At 74.4% G+C, this 23,630-nt stretch carries 12 protein-coding genes; 2 read left to right on the forward strand and 10 right to left on the reverse strand.

What is annotated here, in order from left to right; translation table 11 throughout:
* Positions 1-8 precede the first annotated feature (8 nt).
* Together ACIQD7_RS01460 and ACIQD7_RS01465 are read right to left on the reverse strand one after the other, a co-directional pair.
* Positions 9-4,832 carry a DNA repair ATPase gene (locus tag ACIQD7_RS01460; protein ID WP_402438459.1) on the reverse strand — a complete coding sequence of 1,608 codons (4,824 nt, stop codon included), beginning with the start codon at positions 4,830-4,832 and terminating at the stop codon, positions 9-11.
* Positions 4,833-4,930: 98 nt separating this feature from the next.
* The gene (locus ACIQD7_RS01465; protein ID WP_402438462.1) at positions 4,931-6,982 is read right to left on the reverse strand and encodes a flotillin family protein; all 2,052 of its coding nucleotides are present in this window, start codon (positions 6,980-6,982) and stop codon (positions 4,931-4,933) included.
* Positions 6,983-7,535: 553 nt separating this feature from the next.
* Between ACIQD7_RS01465 and ACIQD7_RS01470 the strand changes: the two genes are divergently transcribed.
* The gene (locus ACIQD7_RS01470; protein ID WP_402438465.1) at positions 7,536-8,597 is read left to right on the forward strand and encodes a PucR family transcriptional regulator; all 1,062 of its coding nucleotides are present in this window, start codon (positions 7,536-7,538) and stop codon (positions 8,595-8,597) included.
* Between the two features lie 42 nt (positions 8,598-8,639).
* Here ACIQD7_RS01470 and ACIQD7_RS01475 read toward each other — a convergent pair whose 3' ends face one another.
* The gene (locus ACIQD7_RS01475) at positions 8,640-10,595 is read right to left on the reverse strand and encodes a potassium channel family protein (protein ID WP_402438469.1); all 1,956 of its coding nucleotides are present in this window, start codon (positions 10,593-10,595) and stop codon (positions 8,640-8,642) included.
* A gap of 344 nt (positions 10,596-10,939) precedes the next feature.
* On the opposite strand from ACIQD7_RS01475, the gene ACIQD7_RS01480 reads away from it, so the two are divergent.
* Positions 10,940-12,001, forward strand: coding sequence for a BTAD domain-containing putative transcriptional regulator (locus ACIQD7_RS01480; protein ID WP_402438472.1), 1,062 nt, complete (start codon positions 10,940-10,942; stop codon positions 11,999-12,001).
* Positions 12,002-12,021: 20 nt separating this feature from the next.
* On the opposite strand, the gene ACIQD7_RS01485 is transcribed toward ACIQD7_RS01480, so the two are convergent.
* The 7 genes from ACIQD7_RS01485 to ACIQD7_RS01515 form a co-directional block, all read right to left on the reverse strand.
* On the reverse strand, positions 12,022-13,056 hold the full coding sequence (locus ACIQD7_RS01485) for an alpha/beta hydrolase (protein WP_402439673.1): 1,035 nt from the start codon (positions 13,054-13,056) through the stop codon (positions 12,022-12,024).
* A gap of 134 nt (positions 13,057-13,190) precedes the next feature.
* On the reverse strand, positions 13,191-15,674 hold the full coding sequence (locus tag ACIQD7_RS01490; protein ID WP_402438476.1) for a penicillin acylase family protein: 2,484 nt from the start codon (positions 15,672-15,674) through the stop codon (positions 13,191-13,193).
* Positions 15,675-15,722: 48 nt separating this feature from the next.
* A complete protein-coding gene (locus ACIQD7_RS01495; protein ID WP_402438478.1) occupies positions 15,723-17,183 on the reverse strand; it encodes a serine/threonine-protein kinase in 1,461 nt (486 codons plus the stop codon).
* Complete coding sequence (locus ACIQD7_RS01500; protein ID WP_402438480.1) at positions 17,180-17,989, reverse strand: serine/threonine protein kinase; 810 nt, start codon at positions 17,987-17,989, stop codon at positions 17,180-17,182. Before ACIQD7_RS01500 ends, ACIQD7_RS01495 begins: the two co-directional genes overlap by 4 nt.
* A 440-nt stretch (positions 17,990-18,429) precedes the next feature.
* A complete protein-coding gene (locus ACIQD7_RS01505) occupies positions 18,430-20,457 on the reverse strand; it encodes a family 43 glycosylhydrolase (protein WP_402438482.1) in 2,028 nt (675 codons plus the stop codon).
* A gap of 77 nt (positions 20,458-20,534) precedes the next feature.
* A complete protein-coding gene (locus ACIQD7_RS01510) occupies positions 20,535-22,031 on the reverse strand; it encodes a hypothetical protein (protein ID WP_402438484.1) in 1,497 nt (498 codons plus the stop codon).
* Between the two features lie 46 nt (positions 22,032-22,077).
* The gene (locus tag ACIQD7_RS01515) at positions 22,078-23,622 is read right to left on the reverse strand and encodes a peptidoglycan DD-metalloendopeptidase family protein (RefSeq protein ID WP_402438486.1); all 1,545 of its coding nucleotides are present in this window, start codon (positions 23,620-23,622) and stop codon (positions 22,078-22,080) included.
* Positions 23,623-23,630 lie beyond the last annotated feature (8 nt).

Below are 23,630 nucleotides of genomic sequence, written 5' to 3' on the forward strand. Positions count from 1 at the left end.
CGTCCCCCTCATCCGTGGCGCGGGGCCCGCAGCAGGTTCCTCGGGTCCGCCACCCGGTCGATCGCGGACTCGACGGCGGCGACCCGGTCGGCGAGCAGCCCGAGGGCGGCGACCGCGCGGGCGAGGGGGTCGTCCTCGGAACCGCCGAGCGCCCGCGCCCGGACGTACGCGGCGCTCACCTCGGCCCAGCGCGCGGCCTGTTCGGGGGTGAGCGTGCCCCGGAGTTCGGCGAGGCGGAGGAGGTTGGCCTCGGCCTCGGTGGTGAGGGTCTGGGCCTCGGCGGTGTAGTGGTCGTCGATCACGGCGGCCAGTTCGACGTCGTTCATGGCGGGCGAGATCCGGGCCGCGATCTTGTTCATGGTGCGGTAGGAGCCCTGGAGCCGGAACGGCGGCGCGGTGCGGGACGCGTCGCTGCGGGCGGCGGAGGCGATGTACTCCTCGTTGACGGCGAGGACCGTCTCGCGGGCCGTGAGGAGCCGGCCGAGGACGGCGAGGATCCGCTCCAGCTCGGCCGGGGCGTACGGGTGGACGAGCCGGTCGCGGCGCGCGGTCGGGTCCCCGGCGGCGATCCGGACGAGCAGCTCCAGGTCGGCGCGGTCGCGTCCGGCGAGCGGGGCGAGGGCCGGGTGGGAGGTGAGGGCGTTCTCGACGAAGCTGAGCGCGAAGACGTCCTCCTTGCCGGTCAGGACGTCGCCGAGGTTCCAGACGTCGGCCCGGTTGGCGAGCATGTCGGGCACCCGGAAGGCCTGCCCGGACTCGGTGTACGGGTTGCCGGCCATGCAGACGGCGAAGCGCTTGCCCCGCAGGTCGTGCCCGTTCAGGGTGCGGGTGGCGTCGCAGAGCGGGATGAACTTCTGGAGGAACTCCGGCGAGGTGTGCTGGATGTCGTCCACGTACAGCAGGACATTGTTGGCGGCGGACAGCGCGAAGGCGATCTTCTCCAGCTCCCGGCGGGCGGTGGCGTCGGGCGCCTCGGCGGGGTCGAGGGAGGTGGTGCGCTGGCCGAGGGCCGGTCCGTCGACCTTGACGAGGAGCAGGCCGAGGCGGTCCGCGACGTACTCGATCAGGGTGGTCTTGCCGTAGCCGGGCGGGGAGAGGAGCAGCAGCAGGCCGTGGGAGTCGCTGCGCTTGGCGTCCCCGGCGGCGCCGAGCTGCTTGGCGAGGTTGTCGCCGACGAGCGGCAGGTAGACCTCGTCCACGAGCCGGTTGCGGACGAAGGAGGACATGACCCGGGGGCGGTACTCGTCCACGCGGAGCCGGGCGCGCTCGGCGGCGACGAGCCGCGTCCTGCACTCCTGGTAGGCGCGGAAGGCGGGCACGTCACTGGCGGCGAACTCCCCTGTCCTGGACAGGAATTCGTCCAGCCGCAGGTCGAGCGAGCGGTTCCGTACGCGGGGGTGGGCGCCCAGGAGTCCGGTGACCGTCGCGGTGGTCGGGGCGTCGACCCCGTACCGTGCGAGTCCGGGGCAGAGTTCGACGGCGACGGCCTCGGTGAGCACGCCCCCGCCGCACACGTCCCCGTCGAGCGGTTCGCCGGAGGCGGAGGCGTAGGCGGTGAGCCAGGCCTCGACGAGCTGGCGCCGCGCGCCGAGGTCCGCGAGTCCGGCGAGGGCGTCGTCGTACGCGGAACCTCCCACGGCGCGGCGGAACTTTTCGAGGAGGGTGCGGGCCGCGTCCGAGACGGCGAACCCCTGCGGGGCGGCGGCGAGTTCCTCGACGAGGTACGCGGCGGCGGTCGCGTCGCCGATCTCCCCGGCCAGTTCGTCGCGCAGCCCGTCGACGGCCGACGCGGCGCCGAAGAGGTCGCGGGCGCGGGTCAGCGAGACCGCGCGCCGGGTCCACTGCTCGCGGGCGTCCTCGTCGGTGGCGTGGGCCCAGAAGAGCTGGGCGGCGGCCCGCGCCGCCGCCGGGTACCGCAGCAGTCCGGCCTTCGCGCGGAGGCCGAGGAGCACGTCCAGGATCGCCGCCGCGTCGTGGTCGTGGACCCCGCGCTCGTAGCCCTCGTCGTAGGCGGCCCCGGCGGCGGTCCGGGCGAGCGCGGGCAGGTCGGCGTCCGCGAGGCCGTCCGCGCCGTGCTCGGCGAGCAGCCAGGCGGCCAGGTGCTCGGCCCGGTAGACGGCGGGCGACTCGGAGGGCAGGGTCCGGTCCCAGAACGGGCGGGTGGCGGCGAAGTCCGGGTCGGTGACGGGCGTGCGGTGGTCGGTCCCGGTGAGGGCGAGGGCGAGGGTGTCCCCGTACGGGACGAGGGTCAGTTCGGGCGCCTGCCGGTTGACGGCGAACCGGTGGCGGCCGAGGCGGAGGGTGTCGCCGCCGTCGGAGAACAGCTCGGTGCGGTCGCGCAGCGCGCGCCCGGCCTCCTGGCGGGCGGCGCCGAGCCGCCCCTCCAGCTCCTCGGCCCGCACCTGGTCCCCGAGTTCGCGCAGTTCGGCGGCGGTGCGCCGGACCTTGGCGACCATCGGGTCGGAGGCGAAGTACGTGTGCACCTCGTCCGGTCCCGTCAGGGTGGCGGCCCGGCGGGCGATCGTCTCCAGGACGCGGTCGGCCGATCCGGCGAGGCGCTCGGCGCGGCGGGCGCGGGCGTCCTGGAGGGACTGCTTGCGGGCGGTGAAGGCGTCGTGGATCTCGGTGCGGCGCTCGGCGATGTCGTCGAGGAAGCCGTCGTGCTCGGCGAAGCGGGACTCCAGGTTCTCCAGCTGGAGGAGCAGGAGGCCGAGCTGGTCGTCGCAGTGGTCGGGGGTGTCGGCGGCGGCGAGCGCGCCGGTGACGGCCTGGCCGAGCAGGGCGAACTCGGCGGCGAACTCCGCCCGGCCCTCCCGGTCGAGGAGTTCGGCGCGGCGGGCGGCGAGGACGGCGCGGGCGCGGTTGAGGACGCCCAGGGCGTCGGCGACGCGGCCCAGGATCGCGGTGCGGACGGTGGCGTCGCCGATGTCGAGCCCGGCGATGATCTCGCTGAGGGTCCGCAGGCCGGTGGTGAGGCCGTCGATCAGCTCCCCGACGGGGCCCGTCTCCGCGACGGTGGCGACCTCCCCGGCCTCGGCGGCGAGCCGCTCCGCCTCGGCGTGCTGAGCGGCGAAGGCGTCCTCGCCCCGGAGGAAGGCGACGGCCCGCCGGCCGGCCGCGGCGATGTCGGACTCGACGTCCGCCGCGAGGGCGTCGACGGCGTCCGCGTCGGCGTACCGCATCTCCTTCAGGTTGATCAAGTGGCCCTGGGTCTGCCGGAGTTCGGTGATGCGGGAGATCCACTCCTCCGCCGTGGCGGGCGCCTCGCCGCGGACGCGCCGGACGAGCCGGGCGATCCGCTCGGTGGTCTCCGCGAGGGCGTCGGCGGCCTGCCGGGTGAGGGTGGTGACGGTGGCGAACTCGTCGAGGACCTGCCCGGCGGTGTCCCGGAGTGCGGTCAGCGGGGTGCGCAGGTCCCCGGTCTCCGGGTCCCCCAGCCAGTGGTGGACGTCGGCGGCGCGCTCGCAGGCGGCGACGAGCGCCTCGTACACCTCGCCGGCGGGGGTGAGTTCGGTGGCCTGCCGGGCGATCGACAGGCAGTCGGAGACGCCCCGGACGAGGTCCGCGTTGCCGATGCGGGCCAGCGGGTCGTCGCTCACGGGGGCCACGTGCACGTCGGAGACGTACGGCGTCGTCCAGACCTGCACGGGGTGGACCCGGCCGGGCTCGCCGGACACCCCGCGCAGGACGACCATCGTCCCGTCGTCGAGCAGCGCGTACCCCCGGCAGGCGAGCGGGGCGGCGATCTCCTTGCGGATCAGGTTGTACGGCAGGAGGAGGCCCCGGCCCTCCGCCTCGGCATGGAAGGCGAAGAGCAGGTCCTCGCCGTTGGGCGAGCGGACCGCCCGGTCGAAGGCGAGGCCGGAGGTGTCGGTGTCGAAGGTCTTCACGGCCCCGGAGGAGAGGCAGTAGCCGCCGGGGAAGACCACGCCCTCGTCGTCGGGCAGCCGCAGACAGGCCTGCCCGATGCCGTCCAGCCGGACGACGCTCCCGGTCAGCGCGTTGAAGACAAGGTACCGGACGACGTCTTCCTTGTACGGGCGGACCCGGATCAGGGTCAGGGCGCCGACGACGGCGTGGGCGACCTCGGCGTCGGCGAGGGACTGCAGCGGCTCGTCGACCGGCTCCGCGTGGATGCCGTCGGCGCTCTCGGGGTCGTTCTCCGTCTTGACGGTGAGCGCCCCGCCGGTCGTGGAGACGTAGAGGCGTCCGCCGAGCGAGATGTGCGGGTGGCGGCCGGAGACGTGGTCGTCCCGGGTGCTCTCCGTCCAGTCGAGGTCGTGCGCGGGCGGGAGGACGTGGTCGCGCTCGCCCCGGGCGTCGAGGAAGCGCGCCCCGCCGGACGGTTCGAGGGCCCAGCGCAGCACCCGCAGGTCGTCGGCCTTCTCCCCGGTACGGAAGACGGCGAGGAGCCGGTCCTCCACGCGCCGCAGCCGGAGCAGCCGCGCGCCCCGGAAGTAGCGGTGCAGCGCGGCGAACTCGCGGAGGAAGCCGGGGTCGTCCAGGAGCCCGGGGACCGCGTCCCCGGGGAGCGGGTTCAGGTCCCGGTCGTGCAGGGTGAGGACGTCGGCGACCGCCGGTCCCTCGCCGCCCGTGGCGACCGCGCGGCCGCCGAAGAGCAGGACGCCGTCCCCGACGGCGGCGACGTCGAGGAGCGTCCCGGCGCGTTCGGTGCGGACCCGGTCGGTGCCGGTGAGGGCGAGTCCGCCGGAGCCGAAGGCGGCGGTACGGGCGGTGTTGAGCGCCTCGGCGCGCCGGGCCAGTTCGCCGGCCTGCGCGGTGAGGCGGTCGCGGAGCACCGCGTACGTGTCCTGGTCGATTCCGCCGCTCATCCCTGTGCTCCCTCATACCGTAGTGACTGCGGGTCCGGTGCCGGCCACTCCCCCGTTCGCCGGCACCGGACCCGTGCTGACCACCCCCCCGTGGGCGGTCAGTCCTTGGCCGCGCCGTTCAGCGCGGCGGTCCCGACCGGCGCGGACGGCGTCGGCAGGTGGCCGTCGAGCGCGCCGGACTTCATGAGCTTCGCGAGCAGCGCCGAGACGCTGAGGTCGCGCACGTCGGAGCTGGAGAGCGAGCCGAGCACGTTCGTCAGGTCCTCGGTGAAGGGCTGCGAGCCGTCCAGCCACGGGCCCGCGAGGGCCTGCGCGGTCTGCGAGCTGCCGACGAAGCCGTCGACGGACTTGCCGAGCGAGACGGACTGCACGAGCCGGTCGAGGAAGACGGACTCGCCCCCGACGATGTTGATGTCGGCGTTCTCCAGGCCGGTGGCGAGGACGGTGGCCTGCGCCTCCGCGACCTGGCGCTGCACGTCGAGGCCGGCGAGCCGGACCTCCTTCTCGGCCTCCAGGCGGAGGCGGTACTCCTCGTGGGTGCGGGACGCCTCGTCGAGGGCGGCCATCGCCGCCGCCTTCTCGGTCAGGCCCGCGGCCTCGGCCTTCAGCTTCTCGCCGATCGCGGTGGCCTCGGCGAGGGCCTTCTCGCGGGCACCCTCGGCCTCCGCGAGGGCCTTCTCGCGGGCACCGGCGGCCTCGGCGCGCAGCCGGGCCCCGGTGGCCTCGGCCTCCGCGCGGCCCGCCTTCTCGATGACGTCGGCCTCCTTGTCCCGGACCTGGACCGCCGCGAGCCCTTCGGCGGCGGCCTCGGCCTGGATGCCCTCGGCGAGGCGGATCTTGGCGCGGGCGTCCATGTCGGCGGCCTTGTTGCGGGCCTCGGCGAGGGTGAGCTCCTCGGCGGCCCGGTGCACGGCGGCCTGCTCGGCGGCCTCCGCGGCCTTGATGTCCTTGACCAGCCGCTCCTGGGCCTCGGCCTCGGCGGCGATGACGATGGCCTGACGGTTGCGCTCGGCCTCCTCGACCGCCCGCAGCCGCTTGATCGACTCCTCCTGCTCGGCGACCGTGCGGTCCACGGCGACCCGCTCGCGGATCACCTCGGCGATGTCCCGGCGCTCCGCCTCGACCTCCTTCTCGGCGGAGATGCGGGTCAGCTCGGTCTCCCGGTCGCGGGCGATGACCTCCAGGAGGCGGTCCTTCTCGATCCGCTCGTTCTCGACGGCGATGACCCGCTCGCGGTTCTTCTGCGCGACCGCGACCTCACGGGCCTGGTTCTCGCGCTGGACGCCGAGCTGCTCCTCGGTCTTCAGGAAGGCGCTCTGCGCCCGCAGCCGCTCCTCCTCCACCACCCGGGCGGTCTCGGCCTCCTCGCGGGCCCGTACGGTGTCGATCTCGCGCTTCTGCTTGATCTCGGCGTCGGCCTGGCGCCGCTCCAGCTCCAGGATGGCCTCGCGGGCGTCGACGTTCTGCCGGGTGATCTCCTTCTGCTCGTGCTGGCGGAACTCGTTGGTGCGCACGTTCTCGGCGGCGGTCAGCTCGGTGATCTTGCGGATGCCCTGGGCGTCGAGGATGTTGCCGGGGTCGAGCTGGTTCAGCGGGGTCTGCTCCAGGTAGTCGATGGCCGCGTCCTCCAGGCTGTAGCCGTTGAGGTCGATGCCGATGATCTCGATGATCCGGAAGCGCAGTTCCTCGCGCTTGGTGTAGAGGTCGGTGAAGTCGAGCTGCTTGCCGACGGTCTTGAGGGCCTCGGAGAACTTGGCGTTGAACAGCTCCTGGAGGGTGTCCTTGTCGCTGGCGCGGGCGGTGCCGATGGCCTGGGCGACCCGGATGACGTCCTCGGCGGTCTTGTTGACGCGGACGAAGAAGGAGATCCGGATGTCGGCGCGGATGTTGTCCCGGCAGATCAGGCCGTCGCGGCCGGTGCGGGAGATCTCGATGGTCTTGACCGAGATGTCCATGACCTCGGCCTTGTGCAGCACGGGCAGGACGACCTGTCCGGTGAAGGTGACGTCGACCTTCCGCATCTTCGAGACGATCAGCGCCTTGCCCTGTTCCACCTTGCGGAACAGTCGGCCGACCACGAGGACGAGGAGGAGGGCGAAGAGCAGGACGACGGCGACGAGCACGCCGATGCCCAGGGTGATGGCATCCATGGAAACCCCGTGTGTATGAGGGAGGTGGGAGAGCAGGGCGGCGTCGCGTCCGCGCCGCGGGCCGGTGGGGGCCGCGGCGGGGCCGCCCCGCGCGGGCGCTGTCGCCCGCCGGCCGTGGAGGAGCCGTGCCCGGGGACCGGAGTCCGCCCGGGACGGCTACGGTTCGTCGGGGAAGAGCTTCGCCGTGCGCCGCGCGAGACCGCGGCACGCCGGCGCGGCCGGGAGGCGGTCGCGGGACGGGAAGCGTTCGTGGACCGGAAGGCCGGAACGAACCGGAAGGCCGGAACGGACCGGGAGATCGGCACCGGAGGGGAAGCGGGCACCGGTCGGGGACTCACTCATCGTGCTTCCCTCCCCCTCGGTGCGCGGCTTTCGTTGCCCGTTCACGGCATCCCGCCGGTGGACGTGCCCTCCGTGGAACCATCGTGGCACGGCCATCTACTTGTTCGCGTTGCCGGTTTCCGGCAATCTTGACGCATCCTTGATGCCGGTGACCGCCCCTGGGCGGCGCGCCGAGGGGGGGTTCGAGTGACGTGGAGGGGCGGGGAGTCCGATGGTGGAACGGGTGATGTCCGGGGAGTACCTGGAGGGGTACGCGGAGATCCTGGCGGGGGCCTCGGCGACGGGCCGGCGGCTGACCCGCGACGAACTGGAGACGCTGCGGGCCCGCGGCGAGCGGGCCGCCGAGGCCGGGGTCGGGCTGCGCGCCCTGATACGGGCGCACCTCTCGGCCGCCGGGGAGCTGCGGACAGGGCTGCCGCGCGCCTCCGGCGACCACCTCCTCACCGCCGTCGAGCAGGCGGTCGACGCCTTCGCGGAGGGGCACGAGCGGGCGGGGCTCCTGGCCGTGCGCCAGGAGGAGGCGTCACGGCGCGAGTTCATCGACGACCTGCTGTACGGGCGGAGCGACCTCGGGCGCCTCGCCGAACGCGCCGAGCGCTTCGGCCTGCTGCTCGCCCACGCGCACGCGGTGGCCGTGGCGCAGGGCAGGGAGCCGTACGAGGACGGGGCGTCCGTCACCCGGACCGTCGAGACGGCGCTCACGGCCCGGTTCGGCCGGCGGCGCATCCTGATCACCACGAAGGAGGGGCGCCTCGTCTGCGTCGCCCCGGCCGACCAGCAGGAGGTGCTGTCCTTCTTCGCAAAGCAGGCGTACGCGGCGACCGACGGCGGACAGGTCGCCCTCGGGCGCGCCCACTCGGGTCCGGGCGGTGTCGTCCACTCGTACGAGGAGGCCCTGAACGCGCTCGACCTGGCGGCCCGGCTCGACCTGAACGACCCGGTGCTGCGCGCCGCCGACCTCCTCGTCTATCCGGTCCTCACCCGTGACCGCCAGGCCATGGCCGACCTGGTGGTCAGCGTCCTGGGCCCGCTCCAGGAGGCGCGGGGCGGCGCCCGGCCGCTGATCGACACGCTCTCGGCGTACTTCGACACGGGCTGCGTCGCCGCCGAGACGGCCCGGCGCCTCTCCCTGAGCGTCCGGGCCGTGACCTACCGGCTCGACCGCGTCCACCGGCTCACGGGCACCGACCCCGGCGACCCGGCCCAGCGCTACACCCTCCAGACCGCCGTCATCGGCGCCCGTCTCCTGGGCTGGCCGGGTCAGGAGCTGTGACGGCCGCTCCCGCTCCTGAATCCAAGGGCCGGGGGCCGGGGGTCACCGCCTCCGGTCGGAGGGTGTGCGGGAGCGTTCGAGGAGTTCGGCGAGGCCGGCGCGGGTCGCCGCGATCACGACGCGGTCCTCGGGGCGCAGGACGTAGCCGGAGTGGAGGTCCCACAGGAGGCCCGGCGGGGCGTCGCGGTCGTGGGCTGCGGTGAGGTCGGGGCGACGGGCCTGGGGGGCGGTGGTGTCGAGGGCGAGGACGCGCCAGGCGCCGGGCCGGAAGGCCTCCTGGACCGTGCGCCCCTCCAGCTGCGGCTGTCCGGCGACGTCGAGCGCGGCGAAGAGCAGCACCCGGCGTTCGACGGGGATGGCGCCGAGGATCTGACGGCCCATCATCGCGGTGGCGAAGGCGGGCGCGGCGAGGGTGGAGACGCTGCGGCTGCGGGTGAGGGCGTCGGGGTGGGCGGCGCGCAGGGTGCGGTAGACGGCGGTGGCGAAGTCGTCGTCGTACAGGCGCAGGGCGACGAGCAGCTCCGGCGCGAGCGTGCGCGCGTACAGCGCGGCCTCCAGGTTGGTGGTGTCGGCGCTGGTGAGGGCGAGGAGCGCGTGCGCGCGGCGCACCTTGGCCGCCTCCAGGACGCCTTCCTGGGTGACGTCGCCGAGGACGACGGGGACGCGCAGGCTCCGGGCGAGCGCGACGCCCCGGGCGTCGGGGTCGTCCTCCACGCACACCACGGGGATGTCGAGCTCGCGGAGCTGTGCCAGGACGCGGGTGCCGATCTTGCCGAGGCCGAGCAGGACGACGTGCCCGGCGAGTCCGCGCGGCGGCCGGCGCAGCGCGGCGGCGCTGCGGTAGGCGCCGAGGGCCTCCAGGGCGCCGGCGACGAGCAGGGGCAGCAGGGCGAGGCCGACGAAGCCGGTGAGGAGCTGGAGGATCTGGCGGGGGGCGGAGTCGTCGACGGCGGGTTCGGCGATGGCGAACAGGTCGAGCAGGGTGATGTAGACGGCGTGCAGCGGGGAGTCGTCGGTGATGACCGAGGAGACGACGGCCAGGACGGTCACGGCCGCGACGACGCCCGCGAGGGCCCAGCGCAGCCGGCGCGAGAGGAGTTCCTTGAGCGAGGCCCCCCGGCTCGTGCGCCTGCGGGGCGTGACCGGCTCGTGGGTGACGGCCTCCAGGACGATGGTGCCGCGGCCGGTCGCGGCCCGTACGGCGGCGTCGTCGGGGAGCAGGTGGGGGGCGTGCGGGCCGCTGCGGTCGGAGCCCTCGGCACCGGCCGGGTCGCTGGTGGTGGAGGACAGCAGGGCGAGGGTCGCGAGGCCGGGCGCGGCCACGTCCCCGGGGCGGCTGGGCAGCCGCTCGGCGGCGCGCAGCAGCAGTCCGTCGGCCTGGACGATCTTGCGGGTCCCGGCGACGGCGGTGGCGGCGAGCGCCGGGGCGGTGGTGTCGGCGTCGGAGAGGACGATCGTCGAGGCGTCGTGCCGGCCGCGGTCGTTCTCGGGGAGCGTGAGGTCGGTGGCCTGGTCGAGCAGCTCGGCCATGCGCCGGCCGAGGTTCCGGTTGTACATCCGGAGGACCAGCCGGATCCTCGGGTTGAGGCGCCGGGCGAGGAACGCGGCCCGCATGTTGGCCTCGTCGTCCTCGTAGAGCAGGGCGAGGGCCGCGGCCCGTGCCACGCCGACCTCCGACAGGGTCCGGTCGTCGGGCACGGCGGCGGTCACCTCCCGCACCCCCGCGCCCGGCGAGGCCTCCACGACCTCGCCCGGCGGTCCGCCGGGCCGCCCGACCGCCGCGCTCATCCGGCCGAACAGCGCCGAGGCCCGGGAGAGACCGGCCGGCGGGCCCGCCGCCCCCTCGAAACCGGGCGGCGGCGGGACGACCAGGGTGACGGACTGCCGGTACACGTCGGCGAGTTCGGCGGCGATCCGGTGCGCGAGCGCGTCGTCCCCGCACACGACCATGCGCCCGCCGGTCTGCAGCCGCCCGTTCGCCTGAGGCACTACGGTCATGGTTCCCCCTCGGATGCCAGGGGCCGGAACCGGCGCCGTTCCCGATGGCCCCTCATGATCGCTCCGGCGCGGGCCGGTCCATGGTGCCACGCGGCGGTACGGGGGTTCACTGCCGGATCCCGGAAGTCTTCCCGGCCGCCGGCTGCCGCCTCCCGCTCCCCCTCGGCGGCCGGGCGGCCGTCCGGTGCCGTCCGGGACCCGGCCGCGCGTGTCACTCCGGATCGTTCCGGATGCCCCGCGCGGCGCTCCCGTGGCTACCTTGTCGACGGCGTCCGCCGGACCGGCCGGTTCGCGGGCTGAAGTCCTCGACTCCCATGTCGGGGTTCGCAGTTCGGGGGGCAGTGTTGTCGACGACCGCCACCACGGACCGGCCGACGGCCGCCGTGCTCGGGCCCCGGGAGCGCGAGGTGCTCTCCGCGGTCGGCTGCGGCCTGCGGGACGACGAGATCGCCGCCGCCCTCGCCCTGCCGGAGGACGCCGTGGCCGAGCACCTCGCGCGGATCCTGGTGAAGCTCGGGCTGCGCGACCGGGCCGCCGCCATCGTCCACGCCTTCGACTGCGGTCTGGCCGTCCCCGGCCGCGGCCCCCGCGCACGGCGGGCGGAGCGGGTGCCGGGGGCCGCCGTCCGCCGGGCGGCCGGGCCTGAGGTGCGGATCTCCGTGCTCGGGCCGGTGCGGGCGTGGCGGGACGGGCGGCCCCTGGCCCTGGGGCACCTCCGCCAGCAGGCCGTCCTGGCGGCGCTGGCGCTGAGCGCGGGGCGGACGGTCAGCCGGCGGGTGCTGCTCGACGGGGTGTGGGGGACGGAACCGCCGGTCGCGAACGTGGTCCCGGTGTACGTCTACCGGCTGCGCAAGGCCCTGTGCGCCGGGGACGGCCCCGACCGGGTCATCGAGTACGACCGGCGCGGCTACCGGCTGGCTCCCGGCGCGGTGGACGTGGACGCGGCGCGCCTGGAGGAGCTGATCGCCCGCGTCGGGGCGGCGGAGCGGGCGGACGCCCCGGACGAGGTGGTCCGCCTGTGCTCCCTGGCCCTGGGGCTGTTCCGCGGGGAGCCGCTGGACGGTCTGCCCGGTCCGCTGGCCGAGCTGGAGCGGCTGCGGCTCGGTGAGCGCAGGATCGCCGTCGTCCAGCGGAAGCTGGAGTGCCAGCTGCGCCTCGGGCGGTACTCCGAGACGATCGCGGAGCTGTTCGCCCTGTCGGCGGCCCGTCCCCTGGACGAGCCGGTGGCGGCGATGCTGATGCGCGCGCTGCACCGGACGGGCCGGCAGGCCGACGCGCTGAGCGTGTTCGACGGCGTCCGGCGCCGGCTCGCCGAGGAGCTGGGGGTTCCGCCGAGCCCGCTGCTGCGGCGGACGCACCGGAGGATCCTGCGCGGGGACGAGGCCGGTCCCGTCACCGGGCGGTGACGGGACCGGCCCCCGCGGGGTCAGGAGGCGAAGGACCGCTCCAGACGGGGGATCAGGTCCCGGAGGTCCTCCTCCCAGCAGCCCGCGTTGTGGTCGCCGTCGCACCGGGTGCCCCAGCCGGAACCGTCGCCGTAGTTGACGTAGTAGTACGGCATCCCGAGGGCGTCCAGCCGGGCCTTGACGTTCTTGGCCGCGCCCGCGACCCAGAACTCCAGGGTGCCGATCGAACCGCCGCCGTCGCCCGTGTAGATGGAGATCCCGATCCCGGCGAGCTTGTCCATGTGCTGCTGCGGGTCCACCTGGTTCCACCGCCAGTCGGCGTTGAACACCGGGTAGGGCGAGCCGAACGCGGCGTCGCTGTCCACGCCGGGCTTGTACGGCGAGTCGTTCGGGTCGCAGAACCCGGACGCCGAGGCGCAGGCCGCGCCCTGGGCGTCGATGAGGGAGGCGACCACCGCGAACCGCAGGTCCATGGACCTGGCCGACAGGTCGATGTCTCCCGACAGGGACGCGGTCTGGCTGAACAGGTCGGGCCGGACCTGGGCGTAGTGGAAGGCGCCGAACCCGCCCATGGAGACCCCGGCGACGGCCCTGCCCTTCTTGGTGGCGACCGTCCGCAGGTTGGCGTCGATGAACGGGATGACCTGCTTGAGGTGGAAGTTCTCCCAGTTCTGGGCACCGGCCGCGGTCTTCTGGTTGAGCCAGTTGGCGTACCAGCCCCGGGCGCCGCCGTCCGGGATGACGGTGATCATCTGGTCGGACATCCGCAGCGCGGGATAGTTCTGCCCGACCGGGTCGTCGGGCGAGCCGTGCAGGAAGTAGAGCACGGGGTAGCGCCGGGTCGGGTCGTCGTAGTACCCGCTCGGCAGGATGATCTTGATGTGCTGCTCGCCGGCCACCTCGGGCGTGGTGACCGTGAGGTGGAAGTCGCGGGCGGTGCCCACGGGCGGGGCGGCCTGGGTGAGGCCGAACCCGTCCTCCAGCTTCGGCGGGACGGTGGGCTCGGCGGCCCGCGCCGTCCCGGCCGGGGCGAGGACGGCCACGGCCGCGACCATCCACGCCACGGCGGTCCTCCACCAGTGCGACGCCCTGTGAGACGCCCTGCTCGGTGTCCTGCGCGGTGTCCCCTGGGATGTTCCGTGCGGTGTTCCTGTCATGGCGTTCCCTTTCGTGAGGGTGCGGAGCGGTTTCAGTCCAGGACCTCGATCCGCAGTTCCGGCGAGGCCGCGATCTGCTCCTCGGTGAACCGCCCGGTGACCCATCCGCTCGCCGCGAACAGCCTGGTCTGGTCGGCGTGGTGGGGCGAGGTCGGGTCGGCCGACTGGGAGTAGGCCGTGACGGAGTACGCCTCGGGCGGGCCGTCGGCGGTGAACCGCACCTGCTGGACGAAACTGGATCCGAAGGTGACGTCGAACTTCCCGTCGACCTGGCCGGGAGTGATGACGTTCAGCACGCCCAGCTCCCCGAGCGAGCCGTGGATCGGGATCTGCTCGCCGGCTCGGGTGATCCGCTGGACGTCCGACAGTTGCGCGTTCAGCGGGACGCCCGCCTTGCGCAGCGCGAGTACGGCCCGGGCGAGGGCGTCGCGGACGGCGGAGTTCCCGGAGTCCAGCGAATTCGGCGTGTGCACCGGGCTCTTCGGGTCGAAGGGAACCTTCCACGGCAGGTCCCCGAGCCTCTTCCCGCCGCTCAGGTACGCCCAGTAGTGCGCGAACAGCCAGGATCCCCGGCTGTCCGCCGTGAAGTCGTGGCTCTTCCAGGCGGCGAGGACCGGGCACGCCTCCCGGACGTCGACCAGGTTGCCGTCCACCAGGACGAGTCCGAAGGGGACGTCCCGGCAGGCCTTCACCGTGGCGTCGAGGGTGAGGTCGGCGGCCCTGCTGTTGTCGGCGAAGAGCAGCCGTCCCATGGTCTCCGGCGTGAAGCCCCGGCCCGGGAGGCCGTCGGTGCCGTCGATCCGCTTCCGCGCGGTCAGGATCAGTTCCTGGGTCCGCAGCGACCGGGGCGCCGCCGTGTCTCCCATCACCCGAGGGTAGGACAGCGGCTGTTCGGGGTTGGCCAGCCAGGGGCTGTCGTTGGCGTTGCCCACGAAGTCGGAGCGGATCAGGCGTGGTTGTACGTGCGGGTCGAGGAGGCCCGGCGCGGCCGCGTCGGGGTCGTCGGGCCAGTCGCAGGCGCTGCGCTTGCCGTCGAGGATGGAGACCGGCGGGGCGTTCGACCCGGGGACCGTCTGGTGGAAGAGGAGCTTCCCGGTCTCGGTGAGGCACGCCCGCGCGTGCTCGTCGGTGATGTTCGGTACGGCCTGGATGTTCGCGTACAGCGCGTTGCCCGCGCGGTCGGCGGCGACCGTGTTGAAGAAGGGGACGCCCTGGGTGGTCTCCAGGACGTCCACCACGTCGTGGACGTCCCGGGCCCGGTCGAGGCCGAACCAGGTGTTCAGCGCCCGCAGGTTGTCCCTGTTCGGGTCGCGCACCACGTGCGCGCTGACCACCCAGGGCAGCGGGTAGCCCATGATCGAGGTGGTGACCGGCCCGTAGCGGGTGGACCACAGCGTCCGGGTGACCTTGCCGAGCGAGCCGTCCGCGTTCCGCACGTCGACGGAGACCCGCTGCGAGGTCATCCGCTCCCAGACGCCGTCGACCAGGTACGCGGTCGGGTTCAGCGGGTCGACCTGCACGTCGAAGAGGCCGAAGGGGGCCACCGTGGCGACGGTGTGGCTCCAGGCGACGTCGTCGTTGTGCCCGATGTTCACGGCGGGCAGCCCGAGCAGACTGGCGCCGGAGACGTTGAGCTTCCCCGGGATCGTCAGATGGCTCTGCCACATCCGGTTCTTGCCCTGCCAGGGGAAGTGGGGGTTGGCGAGCAACATGCCGGTGCCGCCGGAGACGCCCTGCGCGCCGACCGCGAGCGCGTTGCTGCCCATGCTGTCCCGGCGGTTGGCCTCCAGGGCGGCGCGGATCCCCTTCGCGACCTCCTCGGGCTTCGCCGGCTTCACCGGTTTCGAGGGCTTCGGGGACTTCGGCAAGCTCGCGCTCCCGGCGCCCGGGGGCACGGCGTTCACCTGTCCGTCGAGGAGGGCGTCGGCGCCGCCCATGATGATCTCGGCGTGGGCGTGCCGGTAGACGTCCAGCTCCGTGATCGGCCGCACCCAGGCCGCTCCCTTGCAGGCCGGGTCGGTGATGCCGGACGCGCCCGTCTCCGCCAGGTACCGGTTGTACCCCCGGACGTAGCCGCGCACGGTCTCCCGGACCTCCGGCTCCGGCCCGTCGGGCGCGGGCAGGTCGAGCAGCCGCTCCACCACGCGGTCGTCCTTGAGGCGCTGGAAGTACAGGTCGCTGTTGAGGTTGGTGGTGGTGTTCTGGTTCTGCCCGGGGCTCGCTCTGCCGTCGGGGCCCAGGTACCGGGACCGCTGGGCGTCGACCATCAGATAGGTGTCGGCCAGGGTGCAGATGTTGTCCTTGGCCGCGGCGTACCCGTAACCCGTTCCCAGCCCCTCCCAGTCCGAGGCGATGATGTGCGGGATCCCGTACTCGGTGTAGCGGATCGTCGGCCGGTCCGGCCCGGCGGCGGGCGCCGCGGCGGCCGGTGTCCCGGCGGAGGCCGTCGTGCTCGTCACCGCCAGCGCGGCCATGACCGCGATCGGCAGTCTCGCTCTGGTTCTCCTGCGTGGCACGGAGGCGTCCTTCCCTGGGGTGCATGCCTTCGTCCGGACGCGGCCACGCTAGGGAGGACCGATGAAATCCCGATGACGCCACCGCGTATCGGGGCAGCGCGGCAGCGCCGGGCGGTCCTTCGTCCGTACGGCGGGGAGCCAGGCGTCGGACGGTTCGGAGCCGTACGGGAGGCGGACGCGGAACCACCGGGTGGACCGCAGGTCCTCCTCGTCGACGATGGGTTCCCCGTCGGGCACCTGGCAGTCGGCCGTGAGGAGGTCGCCGTGCCACACCCGGGTCGGGACGACGTTGTCCGCGGTGTACGGGCTCCGGGGGTCGACCGCCAGGCCGAGGCTGCACTGCGGGTCCCGGTCGGTCCGGTCCTGGCAGCCCCGCTCCGCGTTGAAGACCCGGACGGCCGCGCCGCCCTGCGGTGCGGGGGCGCCGCCCCGGACGGCGTCCGACCAGAGGGTCGCGCCGGCGGTTCCGCAGAGCGCGGCGGCGAGGACGACGGCGCGGGTCCTCCGGCCGCGCGGCCGTCCCGCTCCTCCCGTCTCCCGCTCCTCCGGCCGGGCGGCGGCGCGGGCGAGCAGGCTCTCGGCCGTGTGCGGGGCGCGGGCCGCGTGGGTCGGGGCGAGGCAGTCGGTGACGAACGCGCGCCAGAACGGGGGCAGGGCATGGCTCGTCCGGAGGGGCGCGCGCCCCTCGCCGTACGCCTGGACGGCGGCGCCCCGCGCGACGGGCGTGGCCCCGGGGAACGGCGGGACGCCGGAGGCGAACAGCTCGTGGACGACGATGCCGAGGGCCCAGACGTCGGCGCTGGGCCGGATCCGGACGCCGAGTTCCCCGAGGGGCGCCCGCCAGCGCTCGGGCGGGAGGTAGTCGAGGGTCCCCATCGGGGGCACGTAGCCGTGGGTGCCGGTCAGTTCGGTGGCGAGGCCGAAGTCCGAGAGCTCCACGGAGCCGTCCCTGCCGAGGAGGACGTTCTCCGGCTTGAGGTCGGCGTGGACCCAGCCCGACCGGTGGAGGTGGGCGAGCCCTTCGCAGATGCCCTCGACGATCCGGCCGCGGTCGGCCCCGGGCACTCCCGCGTCGATGAGGTCCCGGAGGCTGCGCTCGGCCCGCTCCATGACGAGCACGATCGCGCCGTCCAGGGAGGGGCGGTCCGGCGCGGAGAGCACGAAGGAGTCCAGGAGGCCGATGAGCCGGGGGTGCCCGGCCCTGCGGCCGAGTTCGACCTCACGGCGCGCGGACTCCACGATCCCCCGGGCCTGACGCGGCGCGAGCCCGGCGGTCGGCATGACCTTGAGGGCGACGTCCGCCCCGCCGGGCCGGGAGGCCCCGCCGGTACGGGAGGTCCCTTCGGACCGGTCCTCGGGGCCGTCGGCCGGACGGCCCACGTAGACGGTAGCCCAGCCGCCGGATCCGATCGGTGTGACGACCTCCCACCGCCCCACCCGGTGGCCGGGCGGGAGCAGGTCCGTACCGTCGCGTCCCGTGGTGCCGTCCACGGCGTGCGGCGGTGTCATCGCGCGGTCTGCCGCTCCCGCCCGCCGGCCCCGGTCACGGGCGGCAGCAGCGCGAGGTGTTCCTCCCGTACGAGCCCGAACCTGAGGGCGAGCCCGACGATCTCCTCCCGTTTGCCGTTGCGGCGTTCGCCCTTGCCCGGGTCGTGGGCGCCGGGGACCTCGATGCGCAGCTTCTCCTCGGCGAGGTAGTCGATGTGCGAGCTGATCGCCCGGGTGGTGAGGGCGGCGTGGGCGGGGTGGGCCCTGAGCCGCTCGGCGATGCTGGGGGTGGTGGGGACCGCCACGCGGGACTGGTCGCGCAGGCGCGGCTCGCAGAGCGCGACGAGGACGAGGAAGTAGGTGGCGGTCTCGTCCAAGGAGTACGCGGTGACCGTACGGCTTCCCCAGGGGCCGCCCACGGCCTCGGGGTCGAGGTAGACGTGGTCCGGGGCGAACACCTGGAAGGAGACGGGGGTTTCACCCCGGGCGGGCAGGACGACCCGGGCGAACTCGAAGGGGACGGGCGCCCCGACCCGCCGGGGCGGGACCCTGAGGTACTCGCCCGCGCCCTCCGGGTTCTCCACCAGGTAGCTGTGGCTGGTGCTGTGGTTCGTCAGCTGCCAGTGGTCGTCGGTCACGCGGATCTCCCCGGCGAGCCGGGAGACCGCCGCGTCGGCCAGGCGGAGTTCGACGGGGACGGCCGGGGAGCCGCGCCCGAAGCGGGCGACCTCGCCCGGGCCGAGCCGCAGCGTCACCGCGCCGGTGCGCCGTTCGTCGCCGTCGGCGCCCCCGACGCCCTGCGGAAGATGGACGACCACGCCGCTCACCGTTCCCCCGTTCCCCGTCCCGGTTGTCGGACGAGCGGAACGATACCCACCCGTCCGGGCGGTTCACCGGCGTGCTTCGGCCACTTCGGCCGGGACTCGCCGTCTGGGTTCCACGGCCGTCCGGCGGGCGGACGAAGGGGTGTTCCGGGGCGCGGGGCCGCTCCGGCCGCGTTGTGACGCGGGACACCACGGCTCCCCCGCCGAAACGGTCATGAGAGTGTTTTTCCGGTTTCCGGAACGCCGGAAGATGGCGTTCCGGCGTCTTCGGGGAGACGGGTCCGGGCGGGAGGGACCCGGTCCGGGGGCGGGCACAAGGTGGGAAAGGTCACTGCTCCGGACGGCGGCGGAGGCCGGTCCGTCACGGTCTCCGCCCCGCCGGTCCCCCTTTCTCCCGCGCCTCTCTTGGCGCGATCCGAGCGGCGCGGCCGGAGGGGCGGGGGTCAGCCGGAAGGGGTTCCGGAGACGAGCGGCGCGACCGGGCGGTCGCCGAACGCGCTCCACGGGCGCCAGCCGCCGCTGGGCCGTTCCTGCACCCGGGTGCGGACCAGCCCGTCGACGGTGACGGCGAGGACGTGGATCCGTCCGGTGGCGTCGACCGCGGCCGTGGGCGTGGCGGCGAGCCGGAGGCCGGGCTCGCCGAACTCCCGGGCGGGGTCCCAGGGTCCGCCGGGGCCGGTCTGCCAGCGGTGTACGAGTCGGGCGCCGCCGGGGGCCAGGGAGAAGGCTTCGAGGCGCCCGTCGGCGTTGACGGCGAGCGCGGGGGCGGCGGCGCTCCAGCCGAAGAGCGGGAGCCACTCGTCCCAGCCGCCGCTCGGCACGGTCTGGCGCCGGGCGAAGGTTCCCGCGCCCGAGGGGCCGACGGCGGTCACGGTGAGCCGCCCGCCGCCGTCCCTGGCCGCGCGCGGTGCGGTGCCGGCGGCGGTGCCGAACCGGTGCCAGGCGGGGGTCCAGGCCCCGCCGGGGCCCTCCTGCCACCGGTGCCGGATTCCGGAGCCGCCGGGTTCGAGGGCGAAGACCTCCAGGCGCCCGTCGGCGTTGACGGCCACCGCGGGCGGTGCGCCCACGGCCCCGCCGAAGCCCGGCTCCCACGGGTCCCAGTCGGGCGATCCGGGCGTCCGCTGCCGGCGCCGGGCGACGGAGGCGCCGCAGGGGCTCGGCGCGAAGACCTCCAGACGGCCGGCGGCGTCACGGGCGACGGCGGGGGCTGCGCCCGCCGGGCCGCCGAACTCCTCCCAGCCGTCCCAGCCGCCGTCGGGCCGCTGGACCCGGTGGTGCAGGTTCGCGCCTCCCGGCGCGAGCGAGAACACCTCCAGGCGGCCGTCCGCGTTCCGGCCCAGGGTGGGGACCGCTCCGGCCGGGCCGCCGAAGGTCTCCCAGCCCGACCAGGTGTCGTTGGCCGGGTCGAGCTGGACGCGCCGGAGCATCGAGCGGTCGGCGGCGGCGAGCGCGAACACCGTGAGGCGGCCGGAGGCGTCGAGGGCGGCCACCGGGTTGTCCGGGCTCTGCCAGGGCGGCGGGGTGTCCCGCCACTCCAGGGGCGCCACGTACAGCCCCTGCCGGAACCAGCCGGCGGCACTGGCGTACCAGGTGTCCCCGTCGGCGACCACCTCGACGGCGTGGCCGGCCACGTGGCCCGCGTACCCCGTGACGTCGAAGCGGTGGGGGTCGCGGGACGCCAGGACGTCGGTCCCCTCGTAGCCTCCCCTGGGGCCGAGGAACAGGTAGTACCAGCCGTCGCGTGCGACGACGTACGGCGACTCGGTGACCGAGACGGTGGCGTCCGTGCTCGCGTCGGTGAAGGCCACGCCCGGCGCGCTCCAGCGGACGAGGTCGGCGGACCTGCGGTGGGCCACGACGTGGTGGCCGCCCGGGCCCGAGAGCTCGGTGTAGTACATGGTCCAGGCGTCGCCGGTCCGCAGCACCATCGGGTCGCGCGCGACGAGGCCCCGGAAGAGCGGTCCGGACGGCTCGCGGGTCCAGGTGAACAGGTCGGTGGAGGTGGCGAGGTTGATCGCCGCGCCGTTCGCGCCGCCGGCGGCGTAGAACATCCAGAACCGGCCGTCCGCCTCGACGACGTGCGGCGCCCACAGGTGCTCCTCGCCGTGGTACGACGGGTCGACGGTGAGGGCGTCGGCGTGGGTGGTCCACGGCCCGTACGGGGTGGGGGCGGAGGCGTGGGCGAAGGAGGTCTCCGCCGCGCTGTCCGGGGACTCGCCGCGCGGGGCGCTGTTCCCGACGATGCTGAACAGGTGCCAGCGGCCCCGCGCCCTGATCAGCGTGTGGTCGTTGAGGTAGCGCGGACCGGCGGCGGTGGAGGGGTCGTACACGTGCGTGAAGGGGCCCGCGCCGATCCAGCGCGGGGCCGGGACGGTTCCCGCCGCCGCCGTGGTCGCGCCGGCTCCGAGGAGGGGGAGGGCGCCCGCCGCCGCGGTGCCCCGCAACAGGTTCCTTCTGCTGATCGGTCGCATGTACGTCTCCGGAAGGGGCTCGCGGCCGGCCGGGCGGGGGGGATCGGCCGGCCGCGGGCCGTGAGGGTGGTGGCGGGTCAGTCGAGGGCGGGGCCAGCGGTGTTGTTCACCCAGGCCCAGTCGGACCAACTGGCGAACCCGGTCTGCCACTTGTGGTAGACGCCCGCGTGACTGGTGCCGAAGACCTCGATCCGGCCGTCCGCGTTGGTGGCGGCGACGACTTCCGTGCCGCCGGTGCCGAAGGTCTCCCACTGGCCGTACGGAGCGTTGACCCCGGTCTGCCAGATGTGCGCCGCCGTACTGCCGTTGATCGCGAACACCTCGACACGCCCGTCCGGAGTGCGCTCGCTGCTGAGCTGCGAGTCGGCGGGCCCGCCGGTCGGCTCCCAGCCGGACCAACTCGTCGCACTGGTCTGGTACTTGTGGAAGACCCCGACGGGCCCGGAGGCGAATACCTCGATCCGGCCGTCGGCGTTGTGGTCCACGGACACGTCCTTGCCACCGCCGCCGAAGTCCTCCCATCCCGACCAGCCGCCGCTCGGCGCCGTCTGGTACTGGTGCTGGAAGGTGCTCCCGTTGATGGCGAAGACCTCGAGGCGTCCGTCCTTGGCCTTCTCCATCTCCACGCGGCTGTCGGCGGGGCCACCGCCGGTCGGCTCCCAGTCCGACCAGCCGCCGTTCGGCGCGGTCTGGTACTTGTGGAACAGGCCCACCGGACCGGAGGCGAACACCTCGATCCGACCGTCGGCGTTGACTCCGGCGGCCACGTCCTTCCCGCCGCCGCCGAAGGACTCCCAGCCCGACCAGCCACCGGAGGGGGCCAGCTGGTAGCGGTGCTGGAAGGTGTTGCCGTTGAGCGCGAGCAGTTCCAGGCGTCCGTCCGCGTTCGGCGCGATCGCCAGTTCGGCGTTGCCGGGGCCGCCGAGGGGCTCCCACGCGGACCAGGCGCCGTTCGCCTCGACCTGCCAGGCGTGGTGGATCCCGTCGGCTCCGGCCGCGAAGACCTCCAGGCGCCCGTCCGCCGACCGCGCGGAGACCACACGGCCCGACTCCGCCGGGTACACCAGCGGCTTGGGGCCGGGTTCGCCGGGACGGCCGAGGCGGTCCACCGCCGACCGGGCCTCGCCCAGGTGCCGCTTGTGCGCACCCTGGTTGTAGGTGGACCAGGGCTGCCAGTTCGTACCGCCGGAGGAGATGCGGAAGGCCTCGTCGGCGTTGCACTGGGCGTTGTACGCGCAGGCGTCGCTCACCTCGGAGTGCCAGTAGTCGTTGATCTGCCACAGGCCCCGGTCGGTGGAGGGGGGCGTGTTGTTCTGGACGTTGGACGCCGACGGGTTGCAGCTGGACTCCGCGAGGGCGACGGCGACGGCGGTCACCAGGCTGTCGCCCCGGAAGCCGGCGTTGTAGCCGACCTGGGCGCACAGGTCGCTCGGGGCGGCGTGGGCGGGCGAGGCCCCGACGAGGACGCCGGCGGCGACGAGCAGGGACGTCAGGGCCGACAGGGCGAAACGGTGCGGGGCGCGGCGTCGGGGTGGCGTGGTGCTCGTCGGCGAGAAGCGCTGGACGCTGGTCACCTGCTGTCTCCTTCGGTGTCGTGGTGCGTGGGGTGAGCGCGGCGGGTCAGTCGAGGGCGGGGCCGGCGGTGTTGTTCACCCAGGCCCAGTCGGACCAACTGGCGAACCCGGTCTGCCACTTGTGGTAGACGCCCGCGTGGCTGGTGCCGAAGACCTCGATCCGGCCGTCCGCGTTGCCGGCCGCCGTGATCTCCGTGCCGCCGGTGCCGAAGGTCTCCCACTGGCCGTAGGGAGCGTTGACCCCGGTCTGCCAGATGTGCGCCGCCGTGGTGCCGTTGATCGCGAACACCTCGACGCGCCCGTCCGGGGTGCGCTCACTGGTGAGCTGCGAATCCGCCGGCCCGCCGGTCGGCTCCCAGCCGGACCAACTCGTGCCGCTCGTCTGGTACTTGTGGAAGACGCCCACGGGTCCCGAGGCGAAGACCTCGATCCGTCCGTCCGCGTTGTGGTCCACGGTCAGATCGCGTCCGCCTCCGCCGAAGTCCTCCCACCGCGACCAGCCGCCGCTCGGCGCCGTCTGGTACTGGTGCTGGAAGGTGCTCCCGTTGAGCGCGAAGACCTCAAGACGGCCATCGGGTGCCTTCCCCATCTCCACCCGGCTGTCGGCGGGACCACCGCCGGTCGGCTCCCAGTCCGACCAACCGCCGTTCGGCGCCGTCTGGTACTTGTGGAACAGACCCACCGGACCCGAGGCGAACACCTCGATCCGACCGTCCGCGTTGACCCCGGCGGCCACGTCCTTACCGCCCCCGCCGAAGCCCTCCCAGCCCGACCAGCCCCCCGACGGAGACAGTTGGTAGCGGTGCTGGAAGGTGTTCCCGTTGAGCGCCAGCAGCTCCAGACGCCCGTCCGCGTTCGGCGCGACCGCCAGCTCGGCGTTGCCCGGACCGCCGAGGGACTCCCAGGCCGACCAGGAACCGTTCCGTTCCGTCTGCCAGGCGTGGTGGATCCCGTCGGCTCCGGCCGCGAACACCTCCAGGCGCCCGTCCGCCGACCGCGCGGAGACCACACGGCCCGACTCCGCCGGATACACCAGCGGCTTGGGGCGCGGACCGCTGCCCGGGAGGCAGGGCAGGGTGATGCCGCCCTGCGCGAGGTAGATCTCGGGGTCGATGCCGTACGAGGTGGAGGCGTTCGCCCAGATCCGCAGGTGGAGGTGGGGGCCGGTCGAGTTGCCCTCCTGGCCCATCAGCGCGATCTGCTGGCCGGCCACGACGCGGTCGCCGACGGAGACGTCCCTCCGGTACATGTGCCCGTACTCGGAGATCTTCCCGTCGGGGTGTAGGACGCGGATCCACTGGCCGTAGTCCGGGGTGTGACCGGAGATGGTCACCTCTCCGTCGCCCACGGCGTAGATCGGCGTCCCGACGGCGTTGGCGATGTCGACGCCGTTGTGGCCGCTGTGGAAGGGCTGGCTCACCATGCCGGCGGCCGGGCACGCCGAAGCGGACACGGCGGCCGCCGCCCGGGGCGCGGCCGGGGCGGCGGCCGCCGGAACCGCCAGTGCGGGCAGCAGGGCGGCCGCCAGGACGAGGACGCGGCTCAGCACGCGTCGGGAGAGACCGGGGAATCCGGAGGGACCGGGAGACACGAAACGCT

This window comes from Streptomyces sp. NPDC093071 (genome assembly GCF_044754545.1).
Taxonomy (GTDB): domain Bacteria; phylum Actinomycetota; class Actinomycetes; order Streptomycetales; family Streptomycetaceae; genus Streptomyces.